General features: G+C 39.6%; 16 protein-coding genes. 12 read left to right on the top strand and 4 right to left on the bottom strand.

All coding sequences use genetic code 11. The features are described from left to right. Nucleotides 1-58: 58 nt before the first annotated feature. Both PSM_RS06035 and PSM_RS06030 read right to left on the bottom strand, forming a co-directional pair. A complete protein-coding gene (locus PSM_RS06035; protein WP_013464672.1) occupies nt 59-2,746 on the bottom strand; it encodes a TonB-dependent receptor in 2,688 nt (895 codons plus the stop codon). Nucleotides 2,747-3,501: 755 nt separating this feature from the next. Then, nucleotides 3,502-3,930 (bottom strand): hypothetical protein, encoded by a 429-nt coding sequence (locus PSM_RS06030; protein WP_013464671.1) that lies wholly within the window; start codon nt 3,928-3,930, stop codon nt 3,502-3,504. A gap of 336 nt (nt 3,931-4,266) precedes the next feature. Between PSM_RS06030 and ccoN the strand changes: the two genes are divergently transcribed. The 12 genes from ccoN to ttcA all read left to right on the top strand — a co-directional run bounded on the left by ccoN (nt 4,267) and on the right by ttcA (nt 15,686). After that, complete coding sequence (gene ccoN / locus PSM_RS06025) at nt 4,267-5,700, top strand: cytochrome-c oxidase, cbb3-type subunit I (RefSeq protein WP_013464670.1); 1,434 nt, start codon at nt 4,267-4,269, stop codon at nt 5,698-5,700. A gap of 12 nt (nt 5,701-5,712) precedes the next feature. Further along, on the top strand, nt 5,713-6,387 hold the full coding sequence (gene ccoO / locus PSM_RS06020) for a cytochrome-c oxidase, cbb3-type subunit II (RefSeq protein WP_013464669.1): 675 nt from the start codon (nt 5,713-5,715) through the stop codon (nt 6,385-6,387). Between the two features lie 6 nt (nt 6,388-6,393). After that, nucleotides 6,394-6,579 (top strand): cbb3-type cytochrome oxidase subunit 3, encoded by a 186-nt coding sequence (locus PSM_RS06015; protein ID WP_010389598.1) that lies wholly within the window; start codon nt 6,394-6,396, stop codon nt 6,577-6,579. Further along, entirely contained in the window at nt 6,576-7,610 is a 1,035-nt protein-coding gene (gene ccoP, locus PSM_RS06010; protein WP_013464668.1) for a cytochrome-c oxidase, cbb3-type subunit III, read from the top strand. Before PSM_RS06015 ends, ccoP begins: the two co-directional genes overlap by 4 nt. Before the next feature lie 149 nt (nt 7,611-7,759). Next, on the top strand, nt 7,760-8,251 hold the full coding sequence (locus tag PSM_RS06005) for a FixH family protein (RefSeq protein WP_013464667.1): 492 nt from the start codon (nt 7,760-7,762) through the stop codon (nt 8,249-8,251). Between the two features lie 8 nt (nt 8,252-8,259). After that, on the top strand, nt 8,260-10,632 hold the full coding sequence (locus tag PSM_RS06000; RefSeq protein WP_013464666.1) for a heavy metal translocating P-type ATPase: 2,373 nt from the start codon (nt 8,260-8,262) through the stop codon (nt 10,630-10,632). Further along, complete coding sequence (ccoS, locus tag PSM_RS05995) at nt 10,629-10,796, top strand: cbb3-type cytochrome oxidase assembly protein CcoS (RefSeq protein ID WP_008109812.1); 168 nt, start codon at nt 10,629-10,631, stop codon at nt 10,794-10,796. The genes PSM_RS06000 and ccoS overlap by 4 nt, the downstream gene beginning before the upstream one ends. After that, on the top strand, nt 10,789-11,460 hold the full coding sequence (locus tag PSM_RS05990; RefSeq protein WP_013464665.1) for a sulfite exporter TauE/SafE family protein: 672 nt from the start codon (nt 10,789-10,791) through the stop codon (nt 11,458-11,460). The genes ccoS and PSM_RS05990 overlap by 8 nt, the downstream gene beginning before the upstream one ends. A 42-nt stretch (nt 11,461-11,502) precedes the next feature. Beyond that, the gene (locus PSM_RS05985) at nt 11,503-12,240 is read left to right on the top strand and encodes an FNR family transcription factor (protein WP_013464664.1); all 738 of its coding nucleotides are present in this window, start codon (nt 11,503-11,505) and stop codon (nt 12,238-12,240) included. 196 nt (nt 12,241-12,436) lie between these two features. Next, nucleotides 12,437-13,591, top strand: coding sequence for a right-handed parallel beta-helix repeat-containing protein (locus tag PSM_RS05980; protein WP_013464663.1), 1,155 nt, complete (start codon nt 12,437-12,439; stop codon nt 13,589-13,591). 161 nt (nt 13,592-13,752) lie between these two features. After that, entirely contained in the window at nt 13,753-14,679 is a 927-nt protein-coding gene (gene uspE / locus PSM_RS05975; RefSeq protein ID WP_013464662.1) for a universal stress protein UspE, read from the top strand. Nucleotides 14,680-14,771: 92 nt separating this feature from the next. Further along, the gene (gene ttcA, locus PSM_RS05970; protein ID WP_013464661.1) at nt 14,772-15,686 is read left to right on the top strand and encodes a tRNA 2-thiocytidine(32) synthetase TtcA; all 915 of its coding nucleotides are present in this window, start codon (nt 14,772-14,774) and stop codon (nt 15,684-15,686) included. 48 nt (nt 15,687-15,734) lie between these two features. Here ttcA and PSM_RS05965 read toward each other — a convergent pair whose 3' ends face one another. Together PSM_RS05965 and PSM_RS05960 are read right to left on the bottom strand one after the other, a co-directional pair. Further along, nucleotides 15,735-16,799 (bottom strand): hypothetical protein, encoded by a 1,065-nt coding sequence (locus PSM_RS05965; protein WP_013464660.1) that lies wholly within the window; start codon nt 16,797-16,799, stop codon nt 15,735-15,737. A gap of 64 nt (nt 16,800-16,863) precedes the next feature. After that, nucleotides 16,864-17,922 carry a hypothetical protein gene (locus PSM_RS05960; RefSeq protein WP_013464659.1) on the bottom strand — a complete coding sequence of 353 codons (1,059 nt, stop codon included), beginning with the start codon at nt 17,920-17,922 and terminating at the stop codon, nt 16,864-16,866. Nucleotides 17,923-17,988: the final 66 nt, after the last annotated feature.

Raw genomic sequence — 17,988 nt, 5'->3', positions numbered from 1 at the left:
GTTCAACAAAAAAGGCCTAGTAAAAACTAGGCCTTTTAGTAGTTCTAATGAATTAAAATTAGAACTTAACGTTTACGCCAGCGAATAAACGACGACCTAACGTATCAAACGTGTACGGGTCAGTGTTTGAATCGTTATTACCTGAGTAATACGGTGGCTCTTTATCAAATAAGTTATTAACACCTGCAGACAATGTCACTGTATCATTAATTAAGTAAGATCCACTAATGTCATGGTACACAACTGAAGGCGTTGAAGGTGCATAACATGTCTCACCATCAATACATGCGAAGCTATCTAGGCCAGCAATGTAGCGTGCTTCATAAGTTGCATCCCAGTTATCTCCTTTAACTGTTAAGTTAAAGTTTGATTTGATATCTGCGTAACTACCAGCTCCACCCGTAATGTAACCAGCGTAATCTACAACAGCACCCGTATCAACAACGTATTCATCTAAATATGTTGTATCAAGGCCAGCTCTCCAGCTTAAGCCTAATGCATCAAATGAATACTTCAGATTTAAGTCAATGCCAGATGTTTTTTCAGAACCAATATTACGAAGCTGATTATTGAAAACAATGCGACCATCAGCTTGTAAAATTGCACCTGTGCTTGCACAAAGTTCGTTTGAACTGCTGTTTGAATTACCAATACATTGATCAACAACGAATTGGTTGTTGTATGTTGAAATAGCATTTTCGATTTCAATGTCGTAGTAATCTACGGTCATTGAGAAACCTTCAAACCATTGTGGTTCGTACACCACACCAAACGTTAAAGTATCAGCTTCTTCTGGTGTTAGATTTTGATTACCGCCCACAGTTACTTCTGCCTGGCTATCAGCACCTGGGTATTTTACTTGCTCATAAGATGGCGCATTACCTGAGTAAAGCTCATCTACCGTTGGAGCACGGAATGCGGTTGAACGTACGCCACGGAACATCAATTCATCATTTGCTTTCCAAGTAAAACCAAGTTTCCATGTTTCATCAGAACCAAAAGTGCTGTAATCAAACGCGCGGATTGCCGCACTTAATTCAACATATTCTGCAAATGGAAGCTCAGATAGTAAGGGTAATGCAAACTCAACATAAGCCTCATTCACATCAAACCCACCACTTGTTGGATCTACACGTGGATCGTTACCTAGACCTTGAGCAGCAATTGAATCAGGATTATACCATGCCTTTTCTTGGCGACGCTCTACACCCGCTGCAAATGCAGCATAACCTGCAGGTAGCTCAAACATTTCACCAGATAATGAAGCTGCCAAAATAAATAACTGGCTTCCACCTGAGTTTTGCTCTGTGTATATATAATCTTGAATGTTTTCTTGTGACCAAGATGCCTCATTTAAAGGCTTAAATGTACCTGCAGCTAAGTCTTCTGTGATTGCAGAAACGTTGTGCAGATTACTCATTTTATCAACAGAATCATTGCGACCAAAGTTTGCTGATGCATCCCATGAATAATCACCAATAATACCTTCAGCACCCACAACAACACGAACAGTATCAACTGTTTGCGATAAGTCACGAGTACCACTTTCAGCCATACGACGACGGTAGCTTATTTCATCACCATAGGCGTAATTAGTCGGTGTTGTAACGTAATTATCATTAGCATCTTTTACAAATGCACCGTTAACGACTTGTCGCTTATCATAAGTTTGTGACAGTAAGCTGTCACCCATATCTTCGGTATATTTAAAGCCAAAGTTGATAGGCTGTGGTGCTAACTTTTGCTCTGACCAGCGCTTAGTATAGGTAAACTCGCTGAAAAGCATTGTGTCATCATTTAGTTCATAATTACCTAAACCTGTGATGTTTAAGCGTTCCATAGGTGTGTATAGGTAGCTTTTAGACGCATAGTTGTATGCATCGTTTTCATCGGTATAGCGGTGTAAGTTACCGCCAAGGCCACTTAAACCAGCATCGTCAGCAACACCCTGCTTCTCGATTTCACCTTTATCGTTGATGATATTAGCTGTATTAACATTGTAAATATGGCCGCCTTCGCTGAATGAAGAACCGCCACAGAAAAGTCCATTTTCGCCTTCAAATAAAGGACATGATGAGAAACCACGATCACCTTGACTTGCTTCACCACGATCAGTGTATTGAATACCAAAAACCATATTACCTTTGTCAAATGTTGTACCTAAGGTAAAGTCGATTGATGTTTCTGACGCATCATGTTTTGAAGTCATGGCTGTGTTGACGTTTAAATCTAAACCTTCAAAGTCATTTTTAAGGATAATATTTACAACACCCGCTACAGCATCTGTGCCGTATACAGCAGAAGCACCGTCTTTAAGTACTTCAATTTGTTTGATCATTGATACTGGAATAGTATTTAAATCAACCGTTGAAGCCGCACCAGTACCTGAATTGATCATACGACGACCATTAACAAGTACTAAAGTACGCTGTGAACCTAAACCACGTAAATCTATAGATGCACCACCGCCAGAGCCATTATTAACGCCAGGGTTTGTCATTGCACCACCCGTAGCCGTCATTTGTTGTAATACGCTATCTACAGATGTTGCACCTGATGCTTTAATTTCATCGGCACCGATAAGTGTAACTGGGCTAGCAGTTTCCATATCTGAACGCTTAATACGAGAACCCGTTACTTGAATTTTTTCAATTGACTTTGCTGCTTCGTCTGCAGCTAAAACCTGAACACTTGAGAACATTGGGATCGCTGCAATTACAGCTAAACCAAGAGTTGATTTTTTCATGGATGAACCCTACTTGTTGAAAATTTACCTAAATTGGTAATGCTCACTTTTATGAGAATTTTGAGTGAGCGGGAGCAACTTAGGCGCCTTTAACTGAATGAAAACTTAACGAGCGATCACTATGCAATCAATGAAAATTAAGACGTCCCACGAAAGGAACAAAGGTTACAGTATGTTTCATTGTTAATTAATAAAAACAGTTAAAAATCATAAACTAAAGACCAAGCAATCACATAAAAAACACAGCTGAAATCAAATGAGTAGAGTTTGTAATCAAATGTAATTATTACAATAATGTGCCCTAAACAGGAAAATTAACATGTTAATCACAGCTCGTTATTAAAACGGTAAAACTAGGTGTTAATTCCTAACCATATTTATGCAAGTAGATTGTTTATTTAGTCTGAATTTTTTTGTTATAAGTTTTAATCATGCAAATTTTATGTGTATTGAAGGTTTAAGACGGGCTGCCAATTAAACTAAAAACGGCTATCAAAGTGGGTCCATTAGATAAATCTACATATAAATGATATAGGTGCTTTATTGCACGTATGAGCACAATTGAATAAGTAAGCCAAGCAGAGCTTAAGTTATAAACTTGGAAGGTAAATGGGTATATAAAAGCTTTATTAAGAATGGTTATTTTATCAGATGTACTTTAATTACAAATAACTATTAAATGTGAGGCATTTGGCTTTGCCGCTATAATTTTACGGGAATGGCGCAGTTAAAAACCACGCCTGAGTAGAAAGCCTTTAATAGGTAACGTTAAAAAAATATTCAACATTTTCACTTATGCCAGTGTTTGTATCGACAGTAGTAAGAATAAGCTTCCACACCATGTTTTTTTCTGAGCAAATCCCTACCATAGTATTAGCTACCCAAACGCTGCCCTGATTTTTAAATTGTACGGGAATGTAACCCATATACATGCTAACGCCTTCTAATTTAGCTGCAGTTATTGTTACACCAGTCGGTAACTGAGTGTAAATTGAAAACGGTGTCTCTGGTGATAGGGTTTCTTCGCTTAGCCAAACTTTAACTTGATTTGGAAAAATACACGGGTTGTTATTTTTACACTCTGTTTGTGATTGATTTACTTTTGGTGTTGATGTTGATCCAGAAAAGTCACAACCTAGTAAGAATAGTAGAAAAGAAAGTAAACATACTCTATATATATACATGCAGGTTCTCAAAGTATCTAATGTATTAGCCCAACATTTGGGCACGTTGGTTGATTATCGGCTTTAATGGGCAAGTAAGGTACAAATCACCTCAAAAAATAGACAGCAAGTTAATAAAGTTTGATTGATGTCATATTATTACGCAATTGACCTATCTTTTTAAGGCCAAAAAATTTATCATTTCAACCGCAAAAAAACAAGTATTTCTTGAGATTATTATCTTTAACAACCACATATTGTGGGTTTTAGATAGTATACTTTGGAATAATAGTAGGTCCTACTTTTACAAGTAGGTAATTCATTTCTAAACGCATTTATTGCAGCGGAAGCCAGAAAATGAGCCAAACAGTAGCATCACAAACTGAGTACAATTATAAAGTTGTACGCCAATTCGCTATTATGACAGTGATTTGGGGCATCGTTGGCATGGGTATTGGGGTTCTGATAGCTGCCCAATTAGCTTGGCCAGCTCTTAACTTTGACACACCATGGTTAACTTACTCTCGACTTCGTCCGTTACACACGAACGCAGTAATTTTCGCATTTGGTACAAGTGCACTTTTTGCGACGTCTTACTACGTCGTACAACGTACATGTCAAACGCGCCTTCTTTCAGACAAATTAGCCGCCTTTACCTTTTGGGGTTGGCAGTTAGTTATTGTTCTAGCAGCAATTACTCTACCTATGGGTATTTCAAGTTCTAAAGAGTATGCAGAACTTGAGTGGCCAATCGATATCTTAATTGCTGTTGTTTGGGTAACTTACGCTATTGTATTTATGGGCACTATTGCAAAACGCAAAGTAGCGCATATTTATGTAGCTAACTGGTTCTATGCTGGTTTCATTATTACCGTTGCTGTTCTACATATTGTTAACAGCATGGCAGTCCCAGTCTCATTGACTAAATCATATTCAATCTATGCAGGTGCCGTAGATGCAATGGTTCAGTGGTGGTATGGCCACAACGCAGTAGGCTTCCTTCTAACTGCGGGTTTCTTGGGTATGATGTATTACTTTGTACCAAAGCAAGCGGGTCGCCCTGTTTATTCATACCGTTTGTCGGTTGTTCACTTTTGGGCACTTATCTCTCTTTACATTTGGGCAGGTCCTCACCACCTTCACTACACTGCGCTTCCTGATTGGACGCAAAGCTTAGGTATGGTGATGTCTATTATCTTATTCGTACCGTCTTGGGGTGGTATGATCAACGGTATTATGACGCTCTCAGGTGCATGGCATAAGCTACGTACTGACCCTGTTTTACGTTTCTTAGTGGTTTCATTGTCTTTCTACGGTATGTCGACGTTTGAAGGCCCGATGATGGCAATTAAATCTGTTAATGCGTTATCGCACTACACAGATTGGACTGTAGGTCACGTTCACTCAGGTGCATTAGGTTGGGTTGCGATGATTTCTATCGGTGCTATTTACCACCTTATCCCTGCGTTATTCTCGCAAGGTCGTATGTACAGCATTAAATTAATCAATACACACTTCTGGTTACACACAGTGGGTGTTGTTTTATACATTGTTGCAATGTGGATTTCAGGTGTAATGCAAGGTCTAATGTGGCGTGCAGTTAACTCTGACGGTACATTAATGTACAGCTTTGTACAGTCGTTAGAAGCCTCTCATCCTTTCTATGTTATGCGTTTCTTAGGCGGTGTATTCATCGTTACAGGTATGCTGGTTATGGCTTATAACGTTTATCGTACAGTTTCAGCGAAAAATAACTCGTTAGAACTTGATGAACAAGCGCAGTTAGCATAACGGAGTTAGATAATGAGCAATAAAAATTCACAAAACAAACACGAAATTATCGAGAAAAACATTGGCCTCATGGCCATCTTGACTGTTTTCGCAATCAGCTTCGGTGCATTAGTAGAAATTACGCCGCTAATGTTCCAAGACGATACAACCAAGCCAGTGGATGGGTTACGCCCGTTAAACGCACTAGAGTTTGAAGGTCGCGACATTTATGTACGTGAAGGTTGTGCTAACTGTCACTCTCAAATGATCCGTCCATTTCGTGATGAAGTTGAGCGTTACGGTCACTACTCTGTAGCAGGCGAGTCAGTATGGGATCACCCTTTCCTTTGGGGTTCTAAACGTACTGGCCCTGACTTAGCACGAGTAGGTAAACGTTACTCAGATGATTGGCATTATGCGCACTTAATGGATCCACGTGCCGTGGTTCCTGAGTCTAATATGCCAGGTTTCCCTTGGTTAGCAGAGAACACGCTTGATACAAGTCTGACTCTGAAAAAACTACAAATTTTCCGTGACACGTTTGCTATTAATCCAGAAAACCCAAAACACCCGGGTCTAGGTTATGGCAGTGACGAGGAATTAATCGCTGACATTGCTAAGGTTGATGCAATGAATGACGGTAAAGGTGCAACAGAAATGCAAGCCCTTATCGCTTATTTGCAACAACTTGGCACACATTTGAAGTAGATTATTATGGACTACGGGACATACAGAGGCATTTTGACTCTGGTAATTTTAGTATTATTTATTGTGATTGTTGGATGGGCATATAGCAAGCGTAGTAAAAGTCGTTTTAAAGACGCTGCTAATGTCATATTTGAAGATGAAAAAAAACACAACAATACACTCTCTAACGAGGAAAAGGGGTCTGAGAAATGACTAGCTTTTGGAGTATATGGGTTATTGTATTAACCCTTGCATGCTTAATCATTATCTTTGGTCTACTAGTTTGGAACTTAAAAAACTATGTAGGTGTAAAAGAAGGTGAAAGCTGTGGACATGAGTTTGACGGCATTCAAGAATTAAACAATCCGCTACCGAAATGGTGGACTTACATGTTCTTCGCAACGTTTGTGTGGTCTGTTTATTACTTAGCAGCCTACCCAGGTTTAGGTAATTGGGAAGGTTTAGCAAAATGGACAAGCTCAAACCAAGGTATTACCTCTTTAACTGAATCGAAAGAAGCAGTCATTGAAGCGAAAGAAGATGGCCGTTTTGTAAAGCTAGATGCTGAATACCGCGCTGCTGAAGAACGTTTTGGTCCTATTTTTAATGAATTGGCTCAAATACCTGTTCTAGATTTAGTAGAGTCTAAATTTGCTGGTGATGCAGCACAGCAAGTTGCGCTAGAAAACGGCACTAAACATGAGCAAACTCAAGGTCAACTCGCAGTTGAAATTGGTCAACGTTTGTTCTCACAAAACTGTGCACAATGTCATGGCTCTGATGCTCGTGGTGGTACTGGCTTCCCTAACCTTACTGACAACGATTGGTTGTACGGTGGTTCTCCTGACAAGATCAGAGAAACATTACTTTTAGGTCGTGTTGCAGCAATGCCACCTTGGGGTGATGCATTAGGTGAGCAAGGCGTGAAAGAAATGACGGCTTACGTACTTAGCCTATCTGGTCGTACTGTTAACCAAAAAGATGCCGATGCAGGTAAAGCAAAATTTGCTATGTGTGCTGCGTGTCATGGTCCAGATGGTAAAGGTTCAGTTGCCCATAACCTACCGTTTGGTGCACCAAACTTAACTGATAACATTTGGTTATACGGTGGCTCTCAACGCGCTGTTGAAGAAACACTTAACCATGGCCGTGCTGGTGTAATGCCTGCATGGAAAGAGATTTTAGGCGAAGATAAAATTCACCTATTAACTGCTTACGTTTACAGCTTATCGCAAGATAAATAACGATAAAGTTAACAAAACGTTTCAGTTTTAATCTTTTTATTTCAGTAGATTAATTCAGATCAAAAAAGCCTCCACTCGGAGGCTTTTTTTTAGTCTTTTCATTCTATTTATTATAATATAGCCGCACATCAATTAATTTTAGAGCGACTATGCAACCGACTCCGTGGTATAAAAATTTTTGGCCTTGGTTTTTAATCTTCTTTCCTTTAGCTGCAATTATTGGCTGCATTAGTTTATTTATTACAGCCATTGGTAACGGCCCAGATATGGTTGTAGATGATTACTATAAAAAAGGCAAAGCAATCAACTTAGAACTCGTTAAGTTTGATAAAGCAAAAGCGCTGTATTTACATGGCGACCTAAATGTATCAGATGAGCGTGTAAGCTTTAAATTTACCAAAGGCGATACCAGTAATATACACGCATTAAGATTGTCGTTTTTTCACCGTACTATAAAAGCGCACGATTTTGAGGCCACCCTCACCCCAAATGCTAATCAAGAGTTCACTGCATTATTAGAAAGCTATACACCAGGCGCATATTCGGTGTTTATTGAACCCGTTGATAATAGTTGGAAAATGAAAGAAAACGTTAGTTTACCAACCACCGCCACCGTTTTAGTGACTCCTAACTATAAGTAGTATTTAGTATGTCTAAAAATTGCTTTCATTGTCTTGAAAGTGTGCCTGCTGGATTTAGCGCACATGTTGTTATAGACAATACCGCTGAGCCAATGTGTTGCATTGGCTGCCAAGCTGTTGCACAAAATATCATTGACCAAGGGATGACCGACTACTACAAATATCGCACTGTTAGTGCCGGTAAAGTAGAGCAACTCGTCCCTGAACAACTCGCTTTTATTAAAAGCTATGACAATGAAGATATTCAAGATGAGTTTATCAGTACGCATAACGACAACTCTGAGGTGCTTCTCAGTGTTGAGGGCATTACCTGCGCCGCCTGTGCCTGGCTTATTGAAAAGCAATTACTTAACCTTAAATCGGTAAAGCGCGTTGATGTAAACACCTCAACTAATCGCGCTATGATCCAATGGGATAAAAGCGCATCCCCTTTAAGTGAGCTAATCACCTCACTGGCTGAAATAGGTTACAAAGCCTATCCATTCCAATCAGATGTAGAAGCCCAGCAAAAACAACAAACAGCTAAAGCCTATATTCGCCGCCTCGGCGTGGCAGGCTTAATGACCATGCAAGTGATGATGTTTGCCTTTGCTATGTACTTTGGCATGTTCTCTGGGATGGACAGCAACTTTGAACAGTACTTTAGATGGATCAGCTTGATCCTTGCAACGCCCGTTATTTTGTACAGCGCCCTGCCCTTTTTAAGTAATGCAATTAACGGCTTAAAAGCAAAACAACTGAATATGGATTTACCGGTATCATTGGCGATTTTTGGTGCCTATGGTGCAAGCTGTTACGCCACGGTAATGGAAGTCGGTGAAGTTTACTTTGAATCTATTTGTATGTTTACCTTTTTACTCTTATTAGGTAAATACTTAGAATTTAGAGCGCGCTTAAAGGCCAGTGAATTTACAGCCAACTTACAAAAGCTACTGCCACTGACAGCCCGTACACTCGATGAAAACGGCAAAGAGCACATAATTGCCGCTAAAAAGCTCAAGCTTAACGATATCGTTTTAATAAAAGCAGGCGAAACTATCCCTGCCGATGGCATCTTAGTCAAAGGTAGCACCAGTGTTGATGAGTCTATGATGACTGGTGAACATCAGCCAGTACGAAAGTATATTGATCATAACGTGTATGCGGGCACGGTTAATCATGATGGTATTATTGAAATAAAAATCAATAAGCTGGGCCAAAATACCCTGCTTAATCAAATTATTCGCCTGCAACATAATGCCCTAACAAAACGCCCACGGTTAGTAGAAATTACCGACAAAGTCGCGCAGTGGTTTGTTGCCGTATTACTGGTATTTGCCTCTCTAACCGCCATTGGCTGGTATCAAATTGACCCTGATGTCGCTTTTTGGATCACTATATCGGTGTTAGTGGCCACTTGCCCGTGCGCATTGAGTTTAGCTATTCCAACCGCGTTAACGTGTGCTGTGGCTACCTTAACTCGTAAAGGAATATTAATTAAGCAAGCACATGTGCTCGAAACACTCTCAAAGCTTACTTTAGTTGCTTTTGATAAAACCGGTACGCTTACGCAAGGTAAATTTAGCCTCGATGTTGTTGACATACTTGATGATAACTACAGCAAAGAGCAAATTCTTGATATTGCAGCACAGCTTGAGAGCTATTCTGAGCACCCTATTGCTAGTGCCTTTAAAGAGTTTAAAGGTCAGCGTAAATTTGACGATGTACAGCTCCATCCAGGGGTTGGGATCAGCGCTAAATACGAAAACACGCACTACGCCATTGGTAAAAGTGCCTGGTTTGATACCAAAAAAACCAATGCGCAAGCTACCCTTTACATAAACAAGCAACCCGTTGCACGCTTTTACTTTGTTGATAAAGTAAAAACAGATGCCGATAAACTCATTAACTCGTTAAAGGCTGCCAATCTAAGTTGTCATATGCTAACAGGTGACGCCTCAGATGCCGGTGCCAAGGTGGCAAAAAAATTAAAGCTTGATTCAGTACAAGCCAGTTGTAGTCCAAAAGATAAACAAGACGCCGTTGATCATTGGTCAACTCAAGGTGAAGTTGTTGCTATGGTTGGCGATGGCGTAAACGACAGCCCAGTCTTTGCCAGCGCCCACTTATCAATCGCCATGGAAACAGGAGCTGATATCTCTAAAAACAGTGCCGATGTTGTGCTGCTTAACAGTGATTTAGCCTCTATTGATCATTTGTTGACGATTGCTAAGCAAACACGGCGTATAATTAAGCAAAACCTAGCGCTTTCTTTATTATATAATGGCTCTATATTACCGCTTGCTGCTATGGGTTTAGTTGCGCCTTGGATGGCGGTAATTGGTATGTCTGCCAGCTCTATTATTGTGATATGTAATTCACTAAGGCTATTAAAGTTATGAGCATAATTTATATTTTAGTTCCTATCGCTATCTTGTTTGTACTAATTGCCATTGGCGTGTTTTTTTGGGCAGTAAAAGGCGAGCAATTCTCTGATTTAAACAAGCAAGGCCACAGTATTTTGTTTGAAGACGATAAAGAGCAACATAATAAAAGTAATGATTGACCCGATTTTTGTTAGTGCTTTTTTAATGGGGTTGATTGGCAGTGGCCATTGCATTGCTATGTGCGGCGGCATTGCCAGCTCATTACAGTTAGCCAGTAACAAGCGCCAAACTTGGTTATATTCTCTAGCCTATAATATCGGCAGAGCGCTAAGTTATATGCTGGCTGGTGCCCTAGTCGCCGGTATTAGTAGTCAATTTGCCACACAAAACTCGGCCTTTGCGCTGTTTTTATCATTTTTAGCGGGCGTGTTTATGTTACTGGTCGGCGTTTATATCATGCGCTTAGCCGCGACATTACAATGGCTCGAAAAACTTGGCAAAACCCTCATTTGGCAGCACTTAATTAAACTTAATAAATATTTAATGCCCATTGATTCCCCATTAAAAGCGCTTGGTTATGGCGCACTATGGGGCTGGTTACCGTGCGGCTTAGTATATTCTGCGCTCACATGGGCGATGACCAGTGGCACTGCCATAAATGGTGCTCTGGTTATGCTGGCATTTGCCCTAGGGACGTTCCCTGCCATGATCACCTTAGGTGTGGCTGCACAAAAGCTCAATACGCTTTTTAATCACCCTTGGACGCGAATAATATTAGGCAGTGTTATCATTTGGTATGGTATCTACCTTCTGATCATTGCAACAGACAAGCTAGTGCATTAACATTGGTAAATGTTGTGCATAGAAATTTAACGGATTGAACTTATGGATTTTTCTCAAAGTCGTGCTAAAGGTAATTGTGCCATTAGCTGTAATAACTGCAGTATTAGCCAGTTATGTTTACCATTTTCTTTAAATGGCCAAGAAATGGATAAACTTGATGAGATCATTGAGCGAAAAAAACCATTACACAAGGGTGACTACTTATTTGAATCGGGCGCACCTTTAAATGCAATTTATGCAGTTCGTTCGGGGTCGTTTAAATCGTATACCTTGTCAGAGCAAGGCGATGAGCAAATTACAGGCTTTCATTTAGCGGGTGACCTTGTTGGCTTTGACGCCATCAATAAAATGCAACATCAAAGTTTTTCTCAAGCACTAGAAACCTCAATGGTATGTGAAATTCCCTTTGAAACTCTTGACGAACTAGCCGGTAAACTGCCTAAATTGCGCCAACAAATAATGCGTTTAATGAGCAGTGAAATAACCTACGATCAGGAAATGCTGTTATTACTGAATAAAAAATCAGCAGAAGAACGTCTTGCTAGCTTTATTTATAACTTATCAGAGCGTTTTGGTGAGCGTGGTTTTTCACGTAAAGAATTTAGATTTACCATGACCCGCGGCGAAATTGGTAACTACTTAGGTTTAACAGTAGAAACTATCAGCCGTTTATTAAGCCGTTTTCAAAAAGCCGACTTAATTAAAGTAGAAGGTAAATTTATTACTATTTTAGATAATGACGCTTTAGCCAAAACTGCTGCGATTGTTAAGCCTCGTTAATAATCATTTCTCATTTTAAAATTAATCCTACCCTGAATTGGAGCGTAATTATTGCAATTATGCTCTATCTCTACTAACACTTTGAGTAGAGGTATTAACCATTCACTTTTAAGAGTCGATGAATGAATTGTCTGGCTCATTTTTTAATATAAAAGCAACTACGTCCTATTAAACTCTTACATAGAAGGACAATCTTATGCCTAAATCTTTATTTCTATTTATCGCTCTTTCTTTAAGTATTTTATTTAGTAGCCAAGCATCGAGCTCAATGATCCCCGATGACGGCATTGATGACTCAGAAGCACTAAAAGACTTGATTTTAAACACTGCAGAAAATTCTGAGCTTAAAATAGACAAGCCAGGAGTTTATGACATCTGCTCAGCTATTATTGTTAGAAATCTTAACAATATTGTTATTACAGCTAATACTGGCGTTATACTAAAAAAGTGTGACCAATTTGAAGGAGAGTATATTTTATCCTTTTATAATTCACGCTTCATAGAAATTAATGGTTTTATTTTTAGAGGGTTAACCACAGACAAAATTAATTATGTTTGGGGTGAGCAAGGTATCCTTTTTGCCGGCTCCGAAGATATTTCAATTAAATATAATCAATTTTTTGATTTTGGCGATGCGGCTATAAGAGCAACATCTTCACACTTATCATCCCATGATACGAATATCAATTCTTTCAGAATTGATATTCGTAATAATTACTTTGAAAATGTCACACAAGTAACAACTACTCACCCGTGGAATAATAACTATGGAGGTACGCATGATATTACAGTTGAAGATAATATTTTTGAGGGATTGAAGGGATCATTGAAATTTGCCACGGTTAAACCTGTATCAAAGGCTCTAGTAAGATATAACACTTTCAAAAACACCAAAGGCACCGCTATAGAAATTACTTATTACTCTAACGTAAAAATTATTGCTAATACCTTCATAGACAGTGATAAGTTTATCCTCAATGCTTACCCTAACAAACCAAAAAGTGTGACCGAGCCTTTTAATTGGGGAAGTATTTATTTTACTCACAACACAGTTTTACGTTCTAAGGGAGGCATTAGAATACAGTCAGATGTAACCGGCGAGCTAATAGATGACAAATACGTAAGAGGCATTTATATCAATAACAATCACTTTATTGACGTTGATATGACTGTTTATCCTGAAAAGAAATATTGGTATCTTATTAACTTATTCAGTAGAGGTGGAAAGAGTTATCTGTTTTCTACCATTAAAGATAATGTTTATAACTTACTACCTGAAGTGGGCTTTGTGAAAAAAACGAGTGGATTCACTGTAGAAGACAACACTTTAATAAAACCTGAGAATAATTAAATTTTTATAAAGCCGTACATGCTTTTATCCAAGATAAAGAGTTTTAAAATTAGAGAAACTTTATTTCTTGATATAGAACAAGAATATTAGTGCTACCCCTTTAACTGTTGTGTATTTGCGTTACACTCAAGGTATAACTGTTAAGTGAATGGAGTAGCACAATGGAAACGATTAAACGTATTATCGCGGTTATTGACCCAACTAAAGACGATCAAAATGCCCTCGCGCGTTCAATAGATTTAGCCAAAAAATCAGGGGCTAGCATTACCGCCTTTATGACGGTGTACGATTTCTCTTACGAAATGACTACTATGCTCTCTGGTGATGAACGTGAAGCAATGCGTAAAGCGGTGTTAAAAGATCGCGAATTATGGTTAAAAGATCTTGTCTCTCCTTATCAAAACATTAATATTAATACCCAAGTCATTTGGCATAACCGCCCTTACGAAGCCATTATTAATACCGTTATTAATGATAAATATGACCTAGTGATCAAAGGTACTCATCAGCATGGTGCGCTTAAAGCAGTTATTTTCACGCCAACAGACTGGCACTTAGTCAGAAAATGCCCAACCCCTGTATTATTTGTAAAAGATATGGCGTGGCCAGCACATGGGAATATTTTAGCGGCTGTTAATGCAGTCAGTGAAAATGATCAGCACCTGTCACTGAATAAACGCATAATTAAAGATGCACAATTTTTAAGTGAACTGGCTAATGCTAAACTTAACTTAGTCAATGCATACCCTGCTACACCGGTTAATATAGCAATAGAGATCCCTGAGTTTAACCCAGGGTTATATAACGAATCAGTTAAAAAACATCATATTGAATCAACCAATGAACTCGCTAATGAGTTTAAACTAACCTCTGATCAATGCTTTATTGAAGAGGGATTGCCAGAAGATGTGATACCGGATGTTGCAAAACGCTTAAACAGCGAATTAGTGGTTATTGGCACGGTCGGACGGACTGGCTTAAGCGCTGCCTTAGTAGGCAACACTGCTGAACATGTTATTGACAGCCTTGATTGTGATGTACTTGCACTTAAACCTGATGGGTACGTAAGCCCGCTTGCAGAAAGTTAGCGTTTGCAGTAGCTCCCATATTACATATGGCATATAATACGCCCCTTTATTTTTAGCAATTAATTTTGCCGTACTATTTACAAGGGGGCGTAGTGTCTCATTCTGCTCAAGCCAAAGCTCAATACAACTTAAATAAGCTTCAAAAGCGTTTACGCCGCCTCACAGGTCAAGCTGTCATGGACTTTAACATGATTGAAGAAGGTGACCGTATTATGGTGTGCTTATCGGGTGGCAAAGACAGTTACACTATGCTCGACATGTTGCAACATTTACAACGTGTTGCACCTATCAAGTTTGATTTATTTGCAGTAAATCTCGACCAAAAACAACCTGGTTTTCCTGAGCATGTGCTTCCTGAGTATCTTGATAATTTAAATATTGAATACAAAATTGTAGAAGAAGATACCTACAGTATTGTTACTGATATTATTCCTGAGGGTAAAACAACCTGCTCGCTTTGCTCTCGCTTGCGCCGTGGTATTTTATATCGCACGGCTAAAGAGTTAGGTGCGACTAAAATTGCACTGGGTCATCACCGCGATGATATGATAGAAACCTTGTTTTTAAATATGTTTTATGGCGGAAAACTAAAAAGTATGCCGGCTAAACTAATGAGCGATAACGGTGAGCATATGGTTATTCGCCCACTGGCATATTGTAAAGAAGCCGATATAAGCAAATATGCGTTCAGCCAAGGCTACCCTATTATTCCGTGTAATTTATGTGGCTCACAAGAAAACTTACAGCGTAAACACACTAAAAATATGCTGGAGCAATGGAATAAAGAGCACCCGGGCCGTATAGAGAGTATTTTCACCGCCATGCAAAACGTTGTGCCTTCACACTTAGCTGATAATCAATTATTTGATTTTACCAACTTGCAAACGGGTGACGTTATTGATGGGGGCGATATCGCGCTCGATAAACCAGATATTCCAAAAGCGCCAGTTAATAATGAACAAGATGAAACAAACCAAGCCGACGTGGTTACCATTAATTTAAGCTAATTTTTAAGGGTTTGCAGTAATGCAAACCCTTCACTTTGTTCTATGCTGCTACTGACCAGCAGCTAATCCTTGTAAAAACTCTAAACTCTGCACTTCTTGTTTGTTTGCCTGATAAGGCAACTGCTGTAAGCTGTCGTAAGCAAAATCTTCAATAGTAAACTCGCTAATTTCACTTTCACCAAAACTGTTAAGCTCACCTGGGCTTGGCGACATACGTTCAATAACAAAGTCCCTCAACCGTAAGTCATTCGTTTGCTTGGGCAAAACAGACCAATGCGCTTTAAAGTCAATTTGCTGACTGCCCTCATTTAAACGTGCTTTAGCAACTAAATGTGCCAATGGCGAGGTGCCACTGTATAAGTTAGCTCTTAAACGGTATAAGCCACTTTTTATAACTGTTAAATTAGCAGGCACTATCATATTATCATTACGTGGATACGCGTTATCAAAGCTAGTTAGCGTTGCACTAGGCGGCATATAGTGTATTTGTGCCACCACAGGAACTATTTTACCCGCGATATCTGCTTCAACTAATAATTGTAAATTACGTGGATAGTCTTCTTCACCTTTAAATATCATTGCCAGCTCATTTTGACGAGCCACACCGCTTTGCGTTTTTAGCGACTTTTTGGTGTCTGTATTACTGAGTGTCACTACCGCCTTACCTAAATTTGGGGCGCTTACGGTTAGCTCTATAGCTTGTGGATACACATACCGATATTGAGACAAGCTCACTGTTAACTCCCCTCCTTGCTCACCCACTGGGCTGCTAACAGGAAAGAACTGATTTGGCTTAAGTCTGTCCTCATCATATACCGTTAATGGTTGTGAATAAGGCGGAAACGCCAAACTTTTCTGATACTGATCAGCAACCACAGAGGCGGCTTTGGCTAAGTCTTCATCAAATGCTGACTGAGTTACTGAGCTGGTTTTTGTTGTTACCTTTGTCACAGGTTGGCTTAGCGTGCGCTGCTGAGCAGGAGGTGTCGATATCGGCTTTTTATCATTAAGAGGGGCTTGTTTTAGGGGGTAACTTGCATGACCCTCATCAATTAAAAACCACATAATTAGGCCCAAGCTGATAGCAAAGCCAATCACGTAGGACTTTTTCATCGGTTAGTTATCCTATATAAAACGTGTAGTACGTATACTACACGATGTTTTAAGTATGCTTATATCACGGGATCACATTATATATAAGTGCCGATGCACTCAAATTATCTGAGTCTTTTACATAACGATATTGTTTCTTCCAAAACCAACTACCTGTGGTTTCATCTACGGTTTCAAACCCTAGCGTGTCGCCAGCTACCGTAATGTTATTCATCGCAATCGTTACATTTCCTTGGCGCTGCGCTTGTTGAATCTCGTTATGACTATAACTGTTAGTCATCATTAATGGATAATGATATGGCATAAAACTATTAACAGCATCACCTTGCGATTTTAAACGCCCATTAGTGTCAATATTGGTGCTACAGCTACCAAATGAGTTTACAGAGCTTGCACCACATGATGAGTGAGTAGCCACTACCGAGTCGTCATTACCGCGTAAAAATCCAGCCGTTAAACCTAAGTAAGCATTACCATCGGCTACAAAACGTAAACGAGGTGTGCGTGCATCAGGTAATGGCGCAATTCTGCGTGCATTATTTACTTTTAAATCGTGCAATACGCCTACCGCCTCATTAACTTCACTGCCTAACCACCACGTTAGCGCGGCATCTACAGCAAAATTCCACGATGCGCCTGTTAATGTACTCACCGCTAAGTCGGCCAATTCACTGCCGCCACCAGCACCCGCTAAATCAAAGGTGGCAATAATATTAAGCGGCTGTAATCCGGCATTTTCAAGCCAGTTTTCTTGGTTATCTATAATATATCGGGCAACTAAGTCACCGGTTGAATGAGTCACAAATACACAGCCTGGCTCGCATAGATTTGAGCGAGAAATTTGCTGTAGTTTAGGCCATACCCAATCGGTGGTGATTTTTCCTTCTATTCGTTCATATGCAGGCCAATCGATGCGCTCATCTGCGCGGTTCACCCAATAAGACTGCCAATAGCTTTGTCCATTGTTTACCACATCACTGGCTGCTCTATTGGTAAGTTGTGATACCTGCAAACCATGAATTAAAATTACCTTATACTCTTTACTGAGCGCAGAAAAACTCATCAGCAGGCTTAATGCTGCTGCAAATAAAGAGACGCGTTTAAATATGTGTGTGTTGTTCATATTAATCCTTAACTGATTCAATATTTTTATTATGCTTAGCTTGTTACACGCTGTTGTCGGTGCATG

Origin of the sequence: Pseudoalteromonas sp. SM9913, assembly GCF_000184065.1 — a bacterium.
In the GTDB taxonomy this organism is placed as follows: domain Bacteria; phylum Pseudomonadota; class Gammaproteobacteria; order Enterobacterales; family Alteromonadaceae; genus Pseudoalteromonas; species Pseudoalteromonas tetraodonis.
The sequence above is the reverse complement of the archived record's forward strand: the minus strand, read 5'-3'. Positions and strand labels throughout refer to the sequence as shown.

Coding starts and splice junctions, on each gene's coding strand:
- ccoS (WP_008109812.1), top strand. CDS start 10,629: ATGAGCATAATTTATATTTTAGTTCCTATCGCTATCTTGTTTGTACTA.
- ccoP (WP_013464668.1), top strand. CDS start 6,576: ATGACTAGCTTTTGGAGTATATGGGTTATTGTATTAACCCTTGCATGC.
- PSM_RS05990 (WP_013464665.1), top strand. CDS start 10,789: ATGATTGACCCGATTTTTGTTAGTGCTTTTTTAATGGGGTTGATTGGC.
- PSM_RS06005 (WP_013464667.1), top strand. CDS start 7,760: ATGCAACCGACTCCGTGGTATAAAAATTTTTGGCCTTGGTTTTTAATC.
- ccoO (WP_013464669.1), top strand. CDS start 5,713: ATGAGCAATAAAAATTCACAAAACAAACACGAAATTATCGAGAAAAAC.
- PSM_RS06030 (WP_013464671.1), bottom strand. CDS start 3,930: ATGTATATATATAGAGTATGTTTACTTTCTTTTCTACTATTCTTACTA.
- uspE (WP_013464662.1), top strand. CDS start 13,753: ATGGAAACGATTAAACGTATTATCGCGGTTATTGACCCAACTAAAGAC.
- PSM_RS06000 (WP_013464666.1), top strand. CDS start 8,260: ATGTCTAAAAATTGCTTTCATTGTCTTGAAAGTGTGCCTGCTGGATTT.
- PSM_RS05980 (WP_013464663.1), top strand. CDS start 12,437: ATGCCTAAATCTTTATTTCTATTTATCGCTCTTTCTTTAAGTATTTTA.
- PSM_RS05960 (WP_013464659.1), bottom strand. CDS start 17,922: ATGAACAACACACACATATTTAAACGCGTCTCTTTATTTGCAGCAGCA.
- PSM_RS05965 (WP_013464660.1), bottom strand. CDS start 16,799: ATGAAAAAGTCCTACGTGATTGGCTTTGCTATCAGCTTGGGCCTAATT.
- PSM_RS06015 (WP_010389598.1), top strand. CDS start 6,394: ATGGACTACGGGACATACAGAGGCATTTTGACTCTGGTAATTTTAGTA.
- ccoN (WP_013464670.1), top strand. CDS start 4,267: ATGAGCCAAACAGTAGCATCACAAACTGAGTACAATTATAAAGTTGTA.
- PSM_RS05985 (WP_013464664.1), top strand. CDS start 11,503: ATGGATTTTTCTCAAAGTCGTGCTAAAGGTAATTGTGCCATTAGCTGT.
- PSM_RS06035 (WP_013464672.1), bottom strand. CDS start 2,746: ATGAAAAAATCAACTCTTGGTTTAGCTGTAATTGCAGCGATCCCAATG.